Source organism: Pseudomonas sp. LBUM1656, assembly GCF_059716065.1.
Genome location: NZ_CP166800.1, coordinates 6,419,414 through 6,437,608 on the forward strand (window position 1 = coordinate 6,419,414; position 18,195 = coordinate 6,437,608).

Sequence of the window (18,195 nt, forward strand, 5' to 3'; positions counted from 1 at the left end):
AGCAAGCCCGCTCCCACAGGGGATCTCCTGTGCTTTCCGGATTGGTTACAGATCCAGCACCAACGGCTGCGAACCCTGCGCCGGCACCGCACAACAAATCAGCACCTCTCCCGCATCAGGCACCTCCGCCGGGGGCTGTGGATAATTCACTGCGCCGCTGATGAGGCGGGTCTTGCAGGTGCCACAGGAACCACCGCGACAACTGAATTCCGGGCGCAATCCGCGGCTTTCCGCCAACTCCAGCAAACTCCTGCCCTCCGGCTGCCAGCGCGCCTCTTTGGCCGAGCGCTGGAACACCACGGGCACCGAAACCGTGGCGGCCGGTGGTTGCTCGATGACCACCGCGTCCGGGTCCGGCGTGCGACGCAACGTCGAAGGCCCAAAGGTTTCGGCATGAATCCTCGAGTCGCGAATGTCCAGATCCCGAAGGGTGTCGTACAGCCCCTGGGTAAAACTGCCCGGGCCGCAGAGGACGAAGTCCACCTGGTCGTAATCTTCCACCGCAAGCATCGTCTTGAGCAGGTCGCCGTCAATCCGCCCTGTCAGGTCAAAATCTTCACCCTCGCGGGCATCCGGCTCCGGCTGACTGAGCAACCGCAGCACGCGCACCGCGTCACCGAGACCATCAAGCAAGCGGTCCAGCTCAGGACGAAACGGTTGATCGGCCAAGGTTCGCGAACTCTGGAAAAACCAGGTCGGGCGGATGCCCCGCGTGCGCAGGCCTTGATAAACCACTTCGCGCACCATCGACAGCAGCGGCGTGATACCGACGCCGGCGGCCAGCAGCACCAGCGGCCGACGCTCATTGGCTGCCACGGTGAAATGCCCCTGAGGCGCCCGGGCTTCCAACACATCGCCGACACGGATCTGGTCATGCAAATGCGAAGACACCACCCCGTCCCGCTTCACACTGATACGGAAAAAGTCATCGGACGGCGCGCTCGACAGGCTGTACGTGCGGATATGCACATCGCCGGCAATGTTGAATCGCAGGGGCAGATGCTGTCCGGCCTGAAACACCGGCAACCCAGCGTCATCGGCAGGCTCCAGATAAATCGAACGGATGTTGTGGCTTTCCCGTTCGATGCGCGCCACCCGCAACGGCCGCCAGTGATCGCCCAGGGCCTTGGCTTGCAGACGAGCGTTGGCCTGGGCCCAGGTGCCGGTCAGCAAACTGGTGGGCGACACGCCGTCAAAGCGCCAGCGCAAGGCCAGCGCCGCAGGCCGACGCACCACACGCTCCACGTCGAAGGTCCACAGCCGCTCGGCTCCTTGGAAGGCTTCGACCTGCGGGCCTTCGAGGATGACTTGCGCGCGACCATTGAGGTGCAGCAGGTCGCCCGTATTGAAATCGATGAACAGCAAACCGGCCCGAGGATTGATCAGCAGGTTGCCCAAGGTGTTGAAGAACAGGTTGCCGGCGAAGTCCGGAATGGTCAGGCGATTGCCTTCCACCTGTACGAAACCGGCCTGGCCACCCCGATGAGAAACGTCCACCGAGCGTTGGCCATCGACGTCCACATAACTGGCGACAAAGAAGGTATCGGCGCCGGCGATCATCGCTTGGGCCGCTTCATCCAGCCCATCGAAGTGCTGCGCGACACGGGTCGCCGGATCCGCCAAGGGCACCGAACGGAACTGGCGCAATTGGATGTATTGCGGACAATTGCCGAAAGATTGCTCCACCGCCACCCCGAAGCCGTTCGCCGTAACAGCGCCGACTCGGCCATTCATACGATTGCGACGCCGGGTGTGCAGCTCGATGCCGAGCAGACCGATCGCCGCGCCTTCTTGCAATTGCGCAGGGTCGTCGCTGCCGGGCAGGCTGGCGAACTGCAACAACGCAGGTGCTGGAGAATGAGCAAACCCTGGCGGCCCTTCAAGAATGCTGGCCCAAGGGTTGCCGTCGGCATCCACCGCGCCGTACAGCATGAACGGCAGTTGCTGATAGAACAGGCGGTGCTGATCCGGCATCTCGCCGCGAATCACCCTACGACCTAATGTGTCCATTCGCTCGGCCACACCCACGTGAGCCTGCAACTGTTTCTCGCCAGCGTGCCAAGGTGAACGGTCCATAACGGCTTCTCCCCTGCGCTCATCGCGCAACAAAAACGGCCCGACTCAGTCGGGCCGTAAACCTCAGGCAGTTTTTTGCAAACCGGCGACGGTGCGCGGCATGCCGACAAACCCTGGCAAAGCTTCGATGCGCGCCAGCCAGGCGCGGATGTTGGCGTAGTCCTCCAGCGACACGTTGCCTTCGGGAGCATGGGCGATGTAGCTGTAGGCCGAGACATCGGCGATGGTTGGCTCGTTGCCGACAAGGTATTGCGTGGCGGCCAGTTCCTTATCGATCGCTTTGAGCCAGGTGTGGGAGTAGGCGATCACTTCTTCGGCGTTGTAAGACGCGCCAAACACTGTGATCAACCTGGCTCTTGCCGGGCCAAAGGCAATCGGCCCGGCGACGATCGACAACCAGCGCTGAACTCTGGCCGCACCGACCGGATCGGCTGGCAGCCAGCGACCGTTGCCGTATTTCTGCGCCAAGTACACCAGAATCGCGTTGGAATCGGCCAGCACCACGCCTTGATCATCAATCGCGGGCACCTGACCTAACGGATTGAGTGCCAGATAATCCGCCTGCTTGTGCGCGCCCTTGGCCAAATCAACGAAGATCAGCTCGGTCGGCAGTTGCAGCAGGGACAGCATCAGCTCCACACGGTGAGCATGGCCAGAGCGAGGGAAGTTGTAGAGTTTGATGGCTTGCATGGTCGACTCCGCTTAGTAGTGGCGCCGTTCAGGAAAGATCAGCGCCGATGGGAGCTATCTTCCGTCATCAACCAAAACAACAGAATAACCAGCAAACGCAATCCATTATTTCAACCAACGCAATAAACCGTCAGCTGTGCAGGGCCGGGTGCTCACGCAACGCCTTCACCGCGAAGTCCACAAAGCTGCGAACCCGTACTGGAGCCTTGCGTCCTCCTTGGTAGACCACATGAATGGGCAATGGCGGCAATTCGTAGTCAGCCAGAACGATTTCCAGCTCACCGGAAGCAATCTTGCTTGCCACTTGATACGACAGGACTCGGGTCAGGCCCAGGCCCAGGCACGCAGCGGTAATGGCTGCCTGATTGGCCGTGACCACAAGCCGCGGTTCGGGGCGGACACTCAGCAGCTCCCCCGCCTCAAGGAACGGCCAGGTTCTCAGTTGGCCAATGGACGAGGTGGCGATAACCGGCGCCCCATTCAAATCATCAGGGTGCCGGGGCTTGCCGCGCTTCGCCAGGAACGCCGGAGAAGCGCAAATCACCCGCCGTACCTCGCCCACACGAATCGCATGCTGGTTGCTGTCAGGCAATTCACCAATGCGCACCGCTACATCGATGCCCTCCTCGACCATGCTCACCACCCGGTCTACGAGCAACGCATTGACGGTGACTTCAGGAAACTGATTGAGGTAACCGACCGTCAGCGGAGTGACGAACAACTCACCGAACAATACCGGTGCGGTGATCGTCAGTTGCCCACGGGGCTGGGCGTGACTGCCCGCCGCCGAATCTTCCGCTTCCTGCACCTCGGCGAGAATCCTCCGACAGTCCTCCAGAAAACGCTGCCCCGCCTCGCTCAAATGCACACTGCGGGTGGTACGCGTCAACAACTGCGTGCCAATGCGCTTCTCCAGCGCCGCCACGGCCCGGGTGACACTGGCCGCCGACATCCCCAAACGCCGTGCTGCCGCAGAGAAGCCTTGGTCCTGAGCGACGGCGGCGAAGACCTGCATTTCCTGGAATCGATCCATGGCAAAGTCCTAGTGGGAGGGAGTTGATACCAGATCATCTCTAATTAGGAATTTCTATATTTCCATCCGCATTCTGACGATAAATCGTATAAGGCAGGACAAGTGTGTCAAAAATAACAGACGGTATAAAATCTATCAGCTGTAACGGAATCAATGCAGGCGCGGCGGGATCCCTCTCATCCACATCAGGTGGGCCATTCAGAACACAAAAGTCGTAAAAAAAACCACTGTAAACGCGCGGAATGGAGTCACAATTTGTTTTCCACTCTTTGAGATTAAGCCCCGCCACCTCATCCGAACGAAAAACCGTATTGATTGTACCGCACCCCGAAAGAACCAAACCTATAGCGACGAGTAACATGCTACGTGTATTTATGATGCTCAACTCCATCTATAAGCAGGAACCCATAGTTTAATGCGGTGCGATATGTGAGCTGGGATAGCTCAGTCAGTGGACGCTTATTACGCCAACGTTCAACTACCTCGCCTGTGTCTACAGTATCGACAACCACGTCCATGTCAGTTCAAAGTTTATGGAACAATATCGTCTTCCCGATATTTTTGAATGCCTGTGTGTACTGCTTCCGCCAGTTCTCCCGCCAGTAGGCTGCAGAGGGAGACTTCCCATCTGCGGATTGAACTTGTACGTCGCTTGAAACAACTTCCCCGGGCTGCTGCTGGCTCAGCATCGGGAACGCCATATAGGCCTTAAAATTTTTGGAATAAACGTTGTCGATCGCGATGCCAGTATAGGGGGCGTGTCCTAACAGATGTCGGCATCCCCTATTGGACAGAATGTAGGCATGTGTTCCCTTTGCCCGGACTCGTGCAATTCCTCTTTTCCAGGTTAACCAAACTTTCCCAAGGTTCGCGCCCAAGTAGAGCAACTCGGGCTCGCGCAGGTTCATAAACGCGTTCATCTGCTTTACTTGACTCTGGTTAAATGAAACCAGCGTTGCATCATCCTCGAGAATCAGCACGCGCCGGTAGTTTCGCTGCAGCGCTAAGGTCGCGCATTTGATGTGGGATTCAAAACAGCCTCGTTCTGGATTTTCGTCGTCACGGTCGACAACCACAAACTCAATGTCCAGTCCACTTCCTTCGAACTGGAGACTCAACAGCACACGGCGATCAGCCCGCTTCCGAAGACTGATGCAGAAAACGCCATCAATTTGCAATTGACTCAAATCCTTCGTTTTCGGCAATCCGTTGTCAATAACTGCGTTCATGAGAAAGCTCCAGTTTTAAAAGACATAGCAAGTCCTGATCGTGCTGTTTCAGCTAAAAGCCGGGATTTGGTTGTGAAGGGGGAGCGGCTGTCGCATCACCTGTGTCCGCCACTTATTTGCGGAGGGTCAATAACCGACGTAGATACCTGATGTAATGGTCGGTGATAGACATGTTGATTGTGCTGAAAGAAGATGGATTTTTATGGGAGAGTGTGTGGAGATACGATGGAGATGAAATATTAGCGTTGACGCGCGGCAACCATTGCTCGACTTCCCGCAATTCCTAAACTATCGAGGATTTGCTGGGGAGAGCTCGGCCCAACCAAGTTAGATTGACGCCTTTGACTTCTACCCAGTACCCATTTTTTGGCTTAGTGCCACAGCTCATTAGTGCAATACAAACACCATCGGGGTCCAGCAAGGCAAAGTGTCGATAATTGACTCTTCTCTTGAATCTAAAAATAAAGATGTACTTTTTCATTATCTGGCATGCCAGCTAAGCTCGAACAAGGTTCCTCCGTTTTCCACGTTTCGGCAGGTAACGGTTCCTCCGTGTGCGAGGGCGATGGCGCGCACTACCGCCAGACCCAATCCACTGCCACACTGAGCCCGGGAGCGCGAGTTGTCACCGCGCTTGAATGCTTCAAATATATGCATGGCACAGTGCTCATCAATGCCGGGGCCGTCATCTCTGACTCTCAGGTAATTGATCTGATTTCGGGTGGACAGATGAACGACGACGTTTCCTGGTGTCGCGTGCCGTCGAATATTGTCCAGCAGTGCCAATAGTGCTTGGCGGATTCTCGCCGGGTCGCATCGGACGGGGCGTCTTTGCAGGTACAGTTGCAGGACAAAACCAGCTGCCTGCAGGCTTGGCTCGAACAACCGGATATCGTCTTCTATCTCGCTCGCCAAGTTGGCTTCGCACAGGTTCAGCTCCAGATAACCGCTGTCCGCCAAGCCGACCACCCGAAGGTCTTCCACCAACCGGGTCAAGCCCACCACCTGATTCAACAGGCTGCAGAACTGCGAAGTGTCCGATTCGAATACCCCTTCAGCCAGCCCCTGCAGACGGCCGCGTAAAATAGTGAGGGGTGTGCGCAGTTCGTGTGCAATAGCCGCATTCCAAAAAGCCTGTTCTTCCGCCATGCGTTTCAATCGCTTGGCCATGCTATTAAAGTCATCGACTAACAAGGCCGCTTCGCCTATTGATTGATCACCGGCAACGGCCTGTACTTCAAGATCGCCATTTGCCAACTTTCGAAGGCTCGCGGCGACCGAGTTCAACGGCATGAGAATTCGTCGAGATAACTTCACGGCAACGATACATCCCACGGCCAGGCTGACAAAGGTGGTCAGGCCCATCCAAACCCATTCAATATTTGAAGGCATCCATTGATCAAGCTCTTCGTTGGAGAGCGGCCAGAACGTCCATAACAATGCATAAAATACATACGAGCCGATCACCGCCAGGGTGATAACGCACAACACCACGGCTGACATGGACAAAATGATCTGGCCGCTCAAGCCATTGAGCATTTTCACGCGATACTCCCGAATCGGTAGCCAACGCCTCGGATACTGGCTGGTACACCCTGTAAACCCAAATCTTCGATTTTTCTGCGCAACTTGCTGATGTGACTGTCGACAGTACGTTCAAGACTGTCACTCTCAGGAGAACTGGTGGCTAAAAGCTCTGCCCGACTGAGTACCTTTTTCGGAGCCTTTGCCAACTGAACCAGCAACTTGAATTCCGTTGCCGTCAATACAAGCGGCACCTTGTTACCGTCAATGCACACGGTAACTTCATGGCTTTCGATGTCGATTTCAAATGCATCCACCCGCAGCACGCTCGTGCCGCTGCCATACTTGTAATCGATGGAGCGCCGTAACACTGCCTGGGTCCGGGCAACCACTTCTGCCGGGTTGAACGGTTTGACAATGTAATCGTCGGCGCCGATACGCAGCCCCATCAGTTTGTCGACGTCCTGATCCTGCGCCGTCAGCATGATCACCGGTGTGTTGCCTCGATGGCGAACCTCCGCCAGCACCATCCAGCCGTCCAGATTCGGCATCAGTACATCCAGTAGCATCAGGTCAGGCTTGAGAGTCTGATGCATCTGCAGGGCACGTTTCCCGTCGAGCGCATGGGCCGTGCGAAAGCCACTGCGTTTCAAATAGGCAATCAGAATGTCCGCTATATCAGGGTCGTCTTCCGCAATCAAAATGAGTGCGTGCGTTTCTCTGGCATTTCTCGTCAGGTGGGATAGAGCAGAGAAGTCATTCATATTGTGCTCGATGAATTTAAAGTCGTCTGTCGCGCACGTAATCCCACGGTGGCTGCCATCAGAATTCGCGCACGTTAATCAACTACAGATTTTCCGGCGACTGCGTGTACGGCATGCAGTTGGTTGAAGCGCTTGCGAAAGAGTGCCTAACATCTCGTTCGCGGTAGAAATGACCGGTGCTGCCGCTTCCCGGTTTTTTCGCAAAGTATACGTCCGCGTTTTCTACGCGCGAGAATTTGAAACCAGTATTTGCAGCGTTCGCAATATGATTACCGGTGACATACAACTTTCTGCTGGCTGCATAGAGGCTGCTTGGGCCATTAAAAGACATACTTGCTCCATTTCTTGCCGTTATCGATTGACAACGGAGAAACCCCGTCTCAAGCATTTCTGCAGCGGGTTGTATTGTGTGCAGGGGATCATGTTGTTTTGCGGGAGGTTTCGTGGAGATACGGTGGAGATGAGGATTTTTTGCTAAGAACGGGGTAGGGGGCGTAATAACCGTTACGGATTTGAAACTGCCATCGGTTTTTTTATTGTTAATAAAAAATCCGTGGTCATAACGCAAGGAAATACTGTCTTTGGATATCTGGGGGATCGCACTCCGATAGAGCTAGCGATTGCTTGAGCACTTCTCGTGGCGGCAATAGATACTGCGCGCGCATCTGCACAACATCTTCCGAAACTCACACACGGAGAATCTGGAAGACAGCTCAGCCAAAAAAAGGAAACCCCCGTAAATACGGGGGTTTCGGCCAGTCAGCTGTGGATAACTTATTCCACCGTCACCGACTTCGCCAGGTTCCGCGGCTGGTCAACGTCCGTACCTTTCAACACCGCCACGTAGTACGACAGCAACTGCAACGGGATGGTGTAGAGGATCGGCGACAGGATGTCGTGGATGTGCGGCATTTGCACCACGTGGGTGCCTTCGCCGTTGGTCATGCCAGCCTTTTCGTCTGCGAAGACGATCAACTGGCCGCCACGGGCGCGAACTTCCTGGAGGTTGGACTTCAGCTTCTCCAGCAGTTCGTTGTTCGGCGCCACAGTCACCACCGGCATGTCGTTATCCACAAGCGCCAACGGGCCGTGCTTCAGTTCGCCCGCCGGGTAGGCTTCGGCGTGGATATAGGAGATTTCCTTGAGTTTCAGGGCCCCTTCCATCGCAACCGGGAATTGCGCGCCACGACCGAGGAACAGCGTGTGATTCTTCTCGGCGAACAGCTCGGCGATTTTCTCCACGGTGCTGTCCATGGCCAGGGCTTCGCCCAGACGGGTTGGCAGGCGGCGCAGTTCTTCGACCAGGGTGGCTTCGACGCCTTTGGCCAAAGTGCCGCGAACCTGACCCAGGGACAGGGTCAGCAACAACAGGCCGACCAATTGGGTGGTGAACGCTTTGGTCGAGGCCACGCCGATTTCGCGACCGGCCTGGGTCAGCAGGGTCAGGTCGGACTCTCGCACCAGCGAGCTGATGCCGACGTTGCAGATCGCCAGGCTGGCGAGGAAACCCAGTTCCTTGGCGTTGCGCAGGGCGGCCAGGGTGTCGGCGGTTTCGCCGGACTGGGAGATGGTCACGAACAAGGTGTCTGGCTGGACCACGACTTTGCGGTAGCGGAATTCGCTGGCGACTTCGACCTGGCACGGGATGCCGGCCAGTTCTTCCAGCCAGTAACGGGCAACCATGCCGGCGTGGTAGCTGGTGCCGCAGGCAACGATCTGCACGTTGCGCACTTTGGCGAACAGCTCGGCAGCCTGTGGCCCGAACGCCTGTACCAGCACACCGTTCGGGCTCAAACGACCTTCGAGGGTGCGTTGAACCACGGCTGGTTGCTCGTGGATTTCCTTGAGCATGAAGTGGCGGAACTCGCCCTTGTCAGCCGCTTCGGCGCCGTCGCGATACTGCACGGTTTCGCGCTCGACGGCTTGGCCGTTAACGTCCCAGATGTGCACGCTGTCGCGACGGATCTCGGCGATATCGCCTTCTTCCAGGTACATGAAACGGTCGGTGACCTGGCGTAGGGCCAACTGGTCGGACGCGAGGAAGTTTTCACCCAGGCCCAGACCGATCACCAACGGGCTGCCGCTGCGCGCTGCTACCAGGCGATCAGGTTGATCGGCGCTGATAACGGCCAGACCATAAGCACCGTGCAACTCTTTAACGGTGGCTTTGAGGGCTACGGTCAGATCGCGCAGGTCCTTGAGTTTGTGGTTCAGCAAGTGAGCGATGACTTCAGTGTCAGTGTCCGAGGTGAACACATAACCCAAGGCTTTCAGCTGTTCGCGCAGGGCTTCGTGGTTCTCGATGATGCCGTTATGCACCACCGCCAGGTCGCCGGAGAAATGCGGGTGGGCGTTGCGCTCGCACGGTGCACCGTGGGTTGCCCAACGGGTGTGGGCGATGCCGAGGCGACCGATCAGCGGCTCGGCTTCAAGGGCCAGTTCCAGCTCACTGACTTTGCCCGGACGACGCATGCGCACAAGCGTTTCGTCGTTGGTGAAGACCGCCACACCGGCGCTGTCATAGCCACGGTATTCCAGGCGCTTGAGGCCTTCGAGCAGGATGGCGGTGATGTTACGTTCTGCGACTGCGCCGACAATTCCACACATGCTATTTCTCCTGACTGACAGCCGCGCAAATCAAATTGATGCCGCGGGCCTGAATCTGATCGCGTGCCGCGAGTGGCAGGCGTTCATCGGTAATAAGGGTATGGACGCTGCTCCAGGGCAGTTCCAGGTTGGGAATCTTGCGGCCGATCTTGTCGGCCTCCACCATCACGATCACTTCGCGGGCGACGTCAGCCATGACCCGGCTCAACCCCAGCAATTCATTGAAGGTGGTGGTACCGCGAACCAGGTCGATGCCATCGGCACCGATGAACAGCTGGTCGAAGTCGTAAGAGCGTAGTACTTGCTCGGCGACCTGCCCCTGAAAGGACTCGGAATGCGGGTCCCAGGTGCCGCCGGTCATCAACAGCACCGGCTCGTGTTCGAGTTCGCTTAAAGCATTGGCCACATGCAGGGAATTGGTCATCACCACCAGGCCCGGCTGCTGGCCGAGTTCCGGGATCATGGCGGCGGTGGTGCTACCGCTGTCGATGATGATCCGCGCATGCTCGCGAATCCGCGTTACAGCGGCGCGAGCGATGGCTTGCTTGTATTTGGAGACTGGCTGGCCGATGTCGGCGACCAGCTCCTGAGGCATGGTGATCGCTCCGCCATAGCGGCGCAGCAGCAAACCATGACTTTCAAGGGCGGCCAAATCCTTGCGAACCGTAACTTCCGAAGTTTCGAAGCGCTTGGCCAGTTCATCCACACTGACTTCGCCCTGCTCGTTGACCAAGGCGAGGATGTTGTGGCGGCGTTGGGGTGTATTGCGTTTCGACATGATCGGGTAAGTTTCGATTCGAAAGATAACGTAAGCAATCAAAACCTATCGGCGAAACTTCGTCAAGCGGGTGTAAGAAAAAATATCTGTGGATAAACGCATCGCGGGCAAGCCCGCTTCCACAAGGTCGCGAAATCCTTGTGGGAGCGGGCTAGCCCGCGATGACGATCAATCAGGCTGTGTATAACTAAAACCTGAATACGCTATGTGGATAACTCAGCTCTTCTTGATCTTCACTGGCCGTTTCCAGCCATCGATATTCTTCTGACGCGCGCGACCCACCGCCAACTGTGCGTTATCCACATTCTGAGTAATCGTCGAACCGGCCGCCGTCGTGGCACCGGAAGAGATATCCACAGGCGCCACCAACGAGTTGTTGGAACCGATGAACACATCTTCACCCAACACGGTTTTCCACTTATTGGCGCCGTCGTAGTTGCAGGTGATGGTGCCCGCGCCAATGTTTGTGCGCGCGCCGATCTCGGCATCGCCCAGATAGGTCAAATGACCTGCCTTGGCGCCTTCACCCAGATGAGCGTTTTTCAGCTCGACAAAGTTACCCACATGCGCGCGCGCTTCAAGCACCGTACCCGGGCGCAAGCGTGCAAATGGACCGGCATCGCTGCCTTCGCCAAGGATCGCGCCTTCGATATGGCTGTTGGCCTTGATCACCACGCCTTTGCGCAGGGTGCTGTCCTTGATCACACAGTTCGGACCGATCACCACGTCATCTTCAATGACGACCTTGCCTTCCAGGATCACGTTGATATCGATCAGCACGTCGCGGCCGACGGTGACTTCACCGCGCACGTCGAAACGTGCCGGGTCACGCAGGGTCACGCCTTGAGCCATCAAACGGCGACCGGCGCGCAACTGATAATGACGTTCGAGTTCGGCGAGCTGCTTGCGATCGTTGGCACCCTGCACTTCCATGGCGTCGTGGGGTTGCTCGGTGGCCACCACCAGACCATCGCTGACCGCCATTGCAATCACGTCGGTCAGGTAGTACTCGCCCTGGGCATTGTTGTTGGAGAGACGGCTCATCCAGCCACCCAGTTGCGCGAAAGGCAGCGCCAGAATGCCGGTGTTGCCTTCGGTGATCGTGCGCTCGGCTTCGTTGGCGTCTTTCTGCTCGACGATGGCCGTGACCTTGCCGGCGGCATCGCGGACGATGCGGCCATAACCGGTTGGGTCATCGAGCTCGACAGTGAGCAAGCCCAGTTGCTGCGGGGCGACTTTCTTGAGCAGACGCTGGAGGGTTTCGACTTCTATCAACGGCACGTCACCGTACAGGATCAGAACGGTGTCGGACTCGATGAACGGCACGGCCTGAGCCACCGCGTGACCGGTACCCAGCTGCTTGTCCTGCAGCACGAAATTCAGATCGTCCGCCGCCAGACGCTCGCGCACCGCTTCGGCGCCATGGCCGATCACGACGTGGATGCGCTGTGGATCAAGTTGCCGGGCGCTGTGGATAACATGACCAAGCATCGAGTTGCCGGCAATCGGATGCAGCACTTTCGGCAACGCCGAACGCATGCGAGTGCCTTGGCCGGCAGCGAGGATAACGATTTCAAGAGACATGACTGGCTACCAATCCTGGGTGGTCAGCGGCTGCGACCAGGTTATGAAAGTCGGAAAAGAAAAAAGGGTAGCCGAGGCTACCCTTTTTAATCAATCGCGCAACAAGTGATGGCCTGTTAGTGGCCGAACTTCTTGCGGATCTGCTGGACGGTGCGCAGCTGAGCTGTCGCCTCGGCCAGACGTGCAGCAGCAGAACCGTAATCGAACTCGGCGCCACGTTCATGCAAGGCTTTCTCGGCAGCCTGAACGGCTTGCTGAGCAGAAGCTTCATCCAGGTCGGCAGCACGTTGCACGGTGTCGGCAAGAACCTTGACCATGTTCGGCTGAACCTCGAGGAAACCACCGGAGATGTAATACACCTCCACTTCCCCGCCCTGCTTGACCAGGCGGATCGGGCCAGGCTTGAGATTAGTGATCAGCGGCGCGTGGCCCAGGGCGATACCAAGATCACCCAGTGCACCGTGCGCAATCACCATCTCGACCAGGCCGGAGAAGATTTCCCCTTCCGCGCTGACGATATCGCAATGGACTGTCATAGCCATCTGATTGCCTCAACCTAAATTAGCGCCCGTTGCCGGGCGCCGGGATTACAGTTTCTTGGCTTTCTCGATCGCTTCTTCGATGCCGCCGACCATGTAGAACGCTTGTTCTGGCAGGTGGTCGTAGTCACCGTTGAGGATGCCTTTGAAGCCAGCAATGGTGTCCTTCAGGGAAACGTATTTACCCGATGCACCGGTGAAGACTTCAGCCACGAAGAACGGCTGCGACAAGAAACGCTGGATCTTACGAGCACGGTTTACCAACTGCTTGTCGGCTTCCGACAGCTCGTCCATACCCAGGATCGCAATGATGTCCTTCAGTTCTTTGTAACGTTGCAGAACATACTGTACGCCGCGAGCGGTGTCGTAGTGGTCCTGGCCGATTACGTTCGGGTCCAGCTGGCGCGAAGTCGAGTCGAGTGGATCGACCGCCGGGTAGATACCCAGGGAAGCGATGTCACGGGACAGAACGACGGTGGCGTCCAAGTGGGCGAAGGTGGTCGCTGGCGACGGGTCAGTCAAGTCATCCGCAGGTACGTATACCGCTTGGATCGAGGTGATCGAACCGTTTTTGGTCGAAGTGATACGCTCTTGCAGAGTACCCATCTCTTCGGCCAGGGTCGGCTGGTAACCTACTGCGGAAGGCATACGGCCCAGCAGTGCGGATACTTCAGTACCGGCCAGGGTGTAACGATAGATGTTGTCGACGAACAGCAGAACGTCGTTACCTTCGTCACGGAACTTCTCGGCCATGGTCAGGCCGGTCAGTGCTACGCGCAGACGGTTACCCGGCGGCTCGTTCATCTGACCGTAAACCAGTGCCACTTTGTCCAGAACGTTGGAATCCTTCATCTCGTGGTAGAAGTCGTTACCCTCACGAGTACGCTCACCCACACCGGCGAACACGGAATAACCGCTGTGCTCGATGGCGATGTTACGGATCAGTTCCATCATGTTTACGGTTTTGCCTACACCGGCACCACCGAACAGACCGACTTTACCACCCTTGGCGAACGGGCAAACCAGGTCGATAACCTTGATGCCGGTTTCCAGCAGGTCGTTGCCGCCCGCTTGTTCAGCGAAGGTTGGCGCAGGACGGTGAATGCCCCAGCGCTCTTCGGTGTCGATCGGACCAGCTTCGTCGATCGGGTTGCCCAGTACGTCCATGATCCGGCCCAGCGTCGCTTTACCGACCGGTACGGAGATGGCTGCGCCGGAGTCGGTGACTTCCAGACCGCGCTTCAAGCCTTCGGTGGAACCCATCGCAATGGTACGAACCACGCCGTCGCCCAGCTGTTGCTGAACTTCGAGGGTGGTTTCAGCCGCGCTCACTACTTTCAGCGCGTTGTAGATGCTCGGTACGCTGTCGCGTGGAAATTCCACGTCGATAACGGCGCCGATGATTTGAACGATACGTCCGCTACTCATAGCTGGATCCTCTGAATATTTGAACCGTTAAACCGCGGCAGCGCCGCCGACGATTTCCGAGATCTCTTGGGTGATCGCAGCCTGACGCGCCTTGTTGTAGACCAGCTGCAAATCGCTGATCAAATCACCGGCGTTGTCGGTAGCGTTCTTCATCGCGATCATCCGCGCAGCTTGTTCAGCCGCGTTGTTCTCGACCACCGCCTGGTAGACCTGCGACTCCACGTAACGGACCATCAAGCCGTCAAGCAGCTCTTTGGCGTCCGGTTCGTACAGATAATCCCAGTGGTGCTTGAGTTCCTGATCCGGGGTTGCCACCAGTGGAATCAATTGCTCCACGGTAGGCGTTTGCGTCATGGTGTTGACGAACTTGTTGGACACCACGGACAGGCGGTCAATACGGCCGTCCAGGTAGGCATCCAGCATCACCTTGACGCTGCCGATCAGGTCATTGATCGACGGTTCTTCACCCAGGTGGCTGATAGCGGCTACGACGTTACCGCCGAAGTTGCGGAAGAAAGCCGCACCCTTGCTACCAACAACACACAGATCAATCTCGACGCCGTTTTCGCGGTTTACCGCCATGTCCTTGACCAAAGCCTTGAACAGGTTGGTGTTCAAGCCACCACACAGACCACGGTCACTGCTCACCACGACATAACCGACGCGCTTTACTTCGCGGTCGAGCATGAACGGGTGGCGATATTCCGGGTTGGCGTTGGCCAGATGGCCAATAACCTGGCGGATGCGCTCCGCATAAGGACGGCTAGCAGCCATGCGCATTTGTGCCTTGCGCATTTTACTGACCGCCACTTTTTCCATGGCGCTGGTAATCTTTTGCGTGCTTTTGATGCTCGCAATCTTACTGCGAATCTCTTTTGCGCCTGCCATGTAACACCTATCAGGTTAGCAAGCGGGAGCCTTTCGGCCCCCGCTGCGGCTTACCAGGTTTGGGTGGCCTTGAACTTCTCGATACCGGCTTTCATGCCAGCGTCGATTTCGTCATTGAAGTCACCCTTCACGTTGATCTTCGCCATCAAATCGGCGTGATCGCGGTTGAAGAAAGCAATCAGCGCTTGTTCAAAGCTGCCGATCTTGGCGATTTCGACGTCAGTCAGGAACCCACGCTCAGCGGCATACAGCGACAGCGCCATGTCAGCAATCGACATTGGTGCGTATTGCTTCTGCTTCATCAGCTCGGTAACGCGCTGACCATGCTCAAGTTGCTTACGGGTCGCTTCGTCCAGGTCAGAAGCGAACTGGGCGAATGCCGCCAGTTCACGGTACTGAGCCAGAGCGGTACGGATACCACCGGAGAGCTTCTTGATGATCTTGGTCTGAGCGGCACCACCCACACGGGATACCGAAACACCGGCGTTCACAGCAGGACGGATCCCGGAGTTGAACATGGCCGATTCCAGGAAGATCTGACCGTCGGTGATGGAAATCACGTTGGTCGGAACGAACGCGGAAACGTCGCCAGCCTGGGTTTCGATGATCGGCAGTGCGGTCAGGGAACCGGTTTTGCCGGTCACTGCGCCGTTGGTGAACTTCTCTACGTATTCTTCCGAAACGCGGGATGCGCGCTCCAGCAGACGGGAGTGGAGATAGAACACGTCGCCTGGGTAAGCTTCACGGCCTGGTGGACGGCGCAGCAGCAGGGAAATCTGGCGGTAAGCCACTGCTTGCTTGGACAGATCGTCATAAACGATCAGCGCGTCTTCACCGCGGTCGCGGAAGAATTCACCCATGGTGCAACCGGAGTACGGTGCCAGGAATTGCAGTGCTGCAGATTCCGAAGCGCTCGCTGCCACGACGATGGTGTTAGCCAGTGCGCCGTTTTCTTCCAGCTTGCGAACTACGTTGGCGATGGTCGATTGTTTCTGACCGATTGCTACGTAGACGCAGAAAATGCCGCTGTCTTTCTGGTTGATGATCGCGTCGATCGCCAGAGCGGTTTTACCGATCTGACGGTCACCGATGATCAGCTCACGCTGGCCACGGCCGACAGGGATCATGGCATCGACAGCCTTGTAGCCAGTCTGTACAGGCTGGTCTACCGACTTACGCCAGATCACGCCTGGAGCAACTTTCTCGACCGCATCGGTCTCGGTGTTGTTCAGCGGACCTTTGCCATCAACTGGGTTACCCAGTGCGTCGACTACGCGACCCAGCAGTTCCTTACCAACCGGAACTTCGAGGATGCGGCCGGTGCACTTGGCGCTCATGCCTTCAGCCAGAGACTGGTAAGAGCCCAATACAACGGCGCCTACGGAGTCTTGCTCCAGGTTGAGAGCCATACCGAAGACACCGCCCGGAAACTCGATCATCTCGCCGTACATGACGTCGGCCAGACCGTGAATCCGCACGATACCGTCAGATACGCTGACGACAGTGCCTTCGTTACGGGCTTGGGAGGTCACATCGAGCTTGTCGATGCGGCCCTTGATAATTTCACTTATTTCGGAAGGATTGAGTTGCTGCATTGCTCTGCTGCCCCTTCAAACTCAAGATTTCAATGCTTCGGCAAGGCTCGCGAGTTTGCCGCGAACCGAGCCATCGATAACCAGGTCGCCGGCGCGGATGACAATGCCCCCGATAAGGGATTTGTCTTCCTCGACTTGCAGGCGCACTTCCCGGTTGAGTCGTGCACTGAGAACCTTGGCGAGTTTGTCTTGCTGTTCTTGGTTCAATGCAAAAGCACTGGTCACTTCAACGTCTACCGATTTCTCTTGTTCGGCCTTGTACAGGTCAAACAGAGCGGCGATCTCCGGCAGAAGCGGGAGACGGTCGTTTTCGGCAACGACGTGAATGAAGTTCTGTGCCTTGGCATCAAACTTGTCGCCGCACACGTCAATAAACGTGGCGGCCTTGTCTGCGCTCGTCAGTCGCGGGGCCTTGAGCACGCGCTGCATAGTGTCGTCTTGCGACACTGCTGCAGCCAGGCCGAGCATGGCTGACCAAGAGGCCAGTTGCTGGTGGGCCTGGGCGTGCTCGAAGGCTGCCTTAGCGTAAGGTCGGGCCAACGTGGTCAATTCTGCCATGATCGCCCTCGCTTAAATTTCAGCAGCCAGTTTGTTTACCAGCTCCGCGTGCGCGTTTTGATCGATTGTGGAACCCAGGATCTTCTCGGCGCCAGAGACTGCCAGGCTACCCAGTTGGGTACGCAGCGCGTCTTTGACACTGTTCAGTTCCTGCTCGATCTCGGCCTGAGCCTGAACCTTCACACGGTCAGCGTCGATACGGGCTTTTTCAACAGCCTCTTCAACGATCTGGTTACCGCGTTTCTTGGCTTGCTCAATGATTTCGGCTGCCTGAGCCTTAGCTTCGCGCAGTTGCTGACCCGCTTTATCTTGGGCCAGCTCCAGGTCGCGAGCTGCTCGGGCGGCAGCGTCCAGTCCATCCGCGATCTTCTTCTGACGTTCGTGCAAAGCCGCGATGACCGGAGGCCACACGAACTTCATGCAAAACAGTACAAAAATGAAGAACGCAACGGACTGGCCAATCAGGGTTGCATTAATGTTCACGCCAACACCTCGCTCGTTCGTTGCACATCACACCAATTACTCGAAGGTTCGAGTAATTAGCCAGCGAGTTGACCAACGAATGGGTTCGCGAAAGTGAAGAACAGAGCGATACCAACACCGATCATGGTTACGGCGTCGAGCAGACCGGCAACGATGAACATTTTAACTTGCAGCATTGGAACCATTTCTGGCTGACGCGCTGCGCCTTCCAGGAACTTGCCGCCCAACAGGCCGAAACCAATTGCGGTACCCAGTGCGCCCAGGCCGATCAACAGTGCAACAGCGATAGCGGTTAGACCAACTACAGTTTCCATCTTTCCTCCCGACTTTTACGTCGTATGGTTTAGGTTTTTTAGATTTTAAAGCGGTAAAACAAATCGTTTCATAGCCCTGTTCGGGCACCCACCCGTTTGACCGGG

General features: G+C 56.9%; 17 protein-coding genes. All 17 read right to left on the reverse strand.

The window, feature by feature from the left end; all coding sequences use genetic code 11:
• Nucleotides 1-45: 45 nt before the first annotated feature.
• Entirely contained in the window at nt 46-2,076 is a 2,031-nt protein-coding gene (locus ACA072_RS29150) for a pyridoxamine 5'-phosphate oxidase family protein (protein ID WP_497622246.1), read from the reverse strand.
• Between the two features lie 63 nt (nt 2,077-2,139).
• Nucleotides 2,140-2,766 (reverse strand): glutathione S-transferase family protein, encoded by a 627-nt coding sequence (locus tag ACA072_RS29155; RefSeq protein ID WP_497622248.1) that lies wholly within the window; start codon nt 2,764-2,766, stop codon nt 2,140-2,142.
• Nucleotides 2,767-2,896: 130 nt separating this feature from the next.
• Nucleotides 2,897-3,799, reverse strand: a complete 903-nt coding sequence (locus ACA072_RS29160) for a LysR family transcriptional regulator (protein ID WP_497622250.1) — start codon at nt 3,797-3,799, stop codon at nt 2,897-2,899.
• Nucleotides 3,800-3,839: 40 nt separating this feature from the next.
• On the reverse strand, nt 3,840-4,190 hold the full coding sequence (locus ACA072_RS29165; RefSeq protein ID WP_497622252.1) for a YceK/YidQ family lipoprotein: 351 nt from the start codon (nt 4,188-4,190) through the stop codon (nt 3,840-3,842).
• Nucleotides 4,191-4,323: 133 nt separating this feature from the next.
• Nucleotides 4,324-5,028 (reverse strand): glycosyltransferase family 25 protein, encoded by a 705-nt coding sequence (locus ACA072_RS29170; RefSeq protein WP_497622253.1) that lies wholly within the window; start codon nt 5,026-5,028, stop codon nt 4,324-4,326.
• A 480-nt stretch (nt 5,029-5,508) separates the two neighbouring features.
• Nucleotides 5,509-6,573: an ATP-binding protein gene (locus ACA072_RS29175; RefSeq protein ID WP_497622254.1), complete on the reverse strand. Its 1,065-nt coding sequence runs from the start codon at nt 6,571-6,573 to the stop codon at nt 5,509-5,511.
• The gene (locus tag ACA072_RS29180; RefSeq protein ID WP_497622255.1) at nt 6,570-7,316 is read right to left on the reverse strand and encodes a response regulator; all 747 of its coding nucleotides are present in this window, start codon (nt 7,314-7,316) and stop codon (nt 6,570-6,572) included. Before ACA072_RS29180 ends, ACA072_RS29175 begins: the two co-directional genes overlap by 4 nt.
• A gap of 774 nt (nt 7,317-8,090) precedes the next feature.
• Nucleotides 8,091-9,923, reverse strand: a complete 1,833-nt coding sequence (glmS, locus tag ACA072_RS29185) for a glutamine--fructose-6-phosphate transaminase (isomerizing) (RefSeq protein WP_497622257.1) — start codon at nt 9,921-9,923, stop codon at nt 8,091-8,093.
• A gap of 1 nt (nt 9,924) precedes the next feature.
• Nucleotides 9,925-10,704 (reverse strand): DeoR/GlpR family DNA-binding transcription regulator, encoded by a 780-nt coding sequence (locus ACA072_RS29190; RefSeq protein WP_497625055.1) that lies wholly within the window; start codon nt 10,702-10,704, stop codon nt 9,925-9,927.
• Nucleotides 10,705-10,917: 213 nt separating this feature from the next.
• Nucleotides 10,918-12,285 carry a bifunctional UDP-N-acetylglucosamine diphosphorylase/glucosamine-1-phosphate N-acetyltransferase GlmU gene (gene glmU / locus ACA072_RS29195; RefSeq protein ID WP_497622258.1) on the reverse strand — a complete coding sequence of 456 codons (1,368 nt, stop codon included), beginning with the start codon at nt 12,283-12,285 and terminating at the stop codon, nt 10,918-10,920.
• 116 nt (nt 12,286-12,401) lie between these two features.
• Nucleotides 12,402-12,827, reverse strand: a complete 426-nt coding sequence (locus ACA072_RS29200) for a F0F1 ATP synthase subunit epsilon (protein WP_497622259.1) — start codon at nt 12,825-12,827, stop codon at nt 12,402-12,404.
• Nucleotides 12,828-12,872: 45 nt separating this feature from the next.
• Complete coding sequence (gene atpD / locus ACA072_RS29205; protein ID WP_008155715.1) at nt 12,873-14,252, reverse strand: F0F1 ATP synthase subunit beta; 1,380 nt, start codon at nt 14,250-14,252, stop codon at nt 12,873-12,875.
• 27 nt (nt 14,253-14,279) lie between these two features.
• Nucleotides 14,280-15,140, reverse strand: coding sequence for a F0F1 ATP synthase subunit gamma (gene atpG, locus ACA072_RS29210; RefSeq protein WP_109626974.1), 861 nt, complete (start codon nt 15,138-15,140; stop codon nt 14,280-14,282).
• A 50-nt stretch (nt 15,141-15,190) separates the two neighbouring features.
• Complete coding sequence (gene atpA / locus ACA072_RS29215; RefSeq protein ID WP_008007884.1) at nt 15,191-16,735, reverse strand: F0F1 ATP synthase subunit alpha; 1,545 nt, start codon at nt 16,733-16,735, stop codon at nt 15,191-15,193.
• Between the two features lie 21 nt (nt 16,736-16,756).
• A complete protein-coding gene (locus tag ACA072_RS29220) occupies nt 16,757-17,293 on the reverse strand; it encodes a F0F1 ATP synthase subunit delta (protein WP_109626976.1) in 537 nt (178 codons plus the stop codon).
• Between the two features lie 12 nt (nt 17,294-17,305).
• Nucleotides 17,306-17,776 (reverse strand): F0F1 ATP synthase subunit B, encoded by a 471-nt coding sequence (locus ACA072_RS29225; RefSeq protein WP_131059033.1) that lies wholly within the window; start codon nt 17,774-17,776, stop codon nt 17,306-17,308.
• Between the two features lie 56 nt (nt 17,777-17,832).
• Nucleotides 17,833-18,090: a F0F1 ATP synthase subunit C gene (atpE, locus tag ACA072_RS29230; RefSeq protein WP_002555987.1), complete on the reverse strand. Its 258-nt coding sequence runs from the start codon at nt 18,088-18,090 to the stop codon at nt 17,833-17,835.
• Between the last annotated feature and the right edge of the window lie 105 nt (nt 18,091-18,195).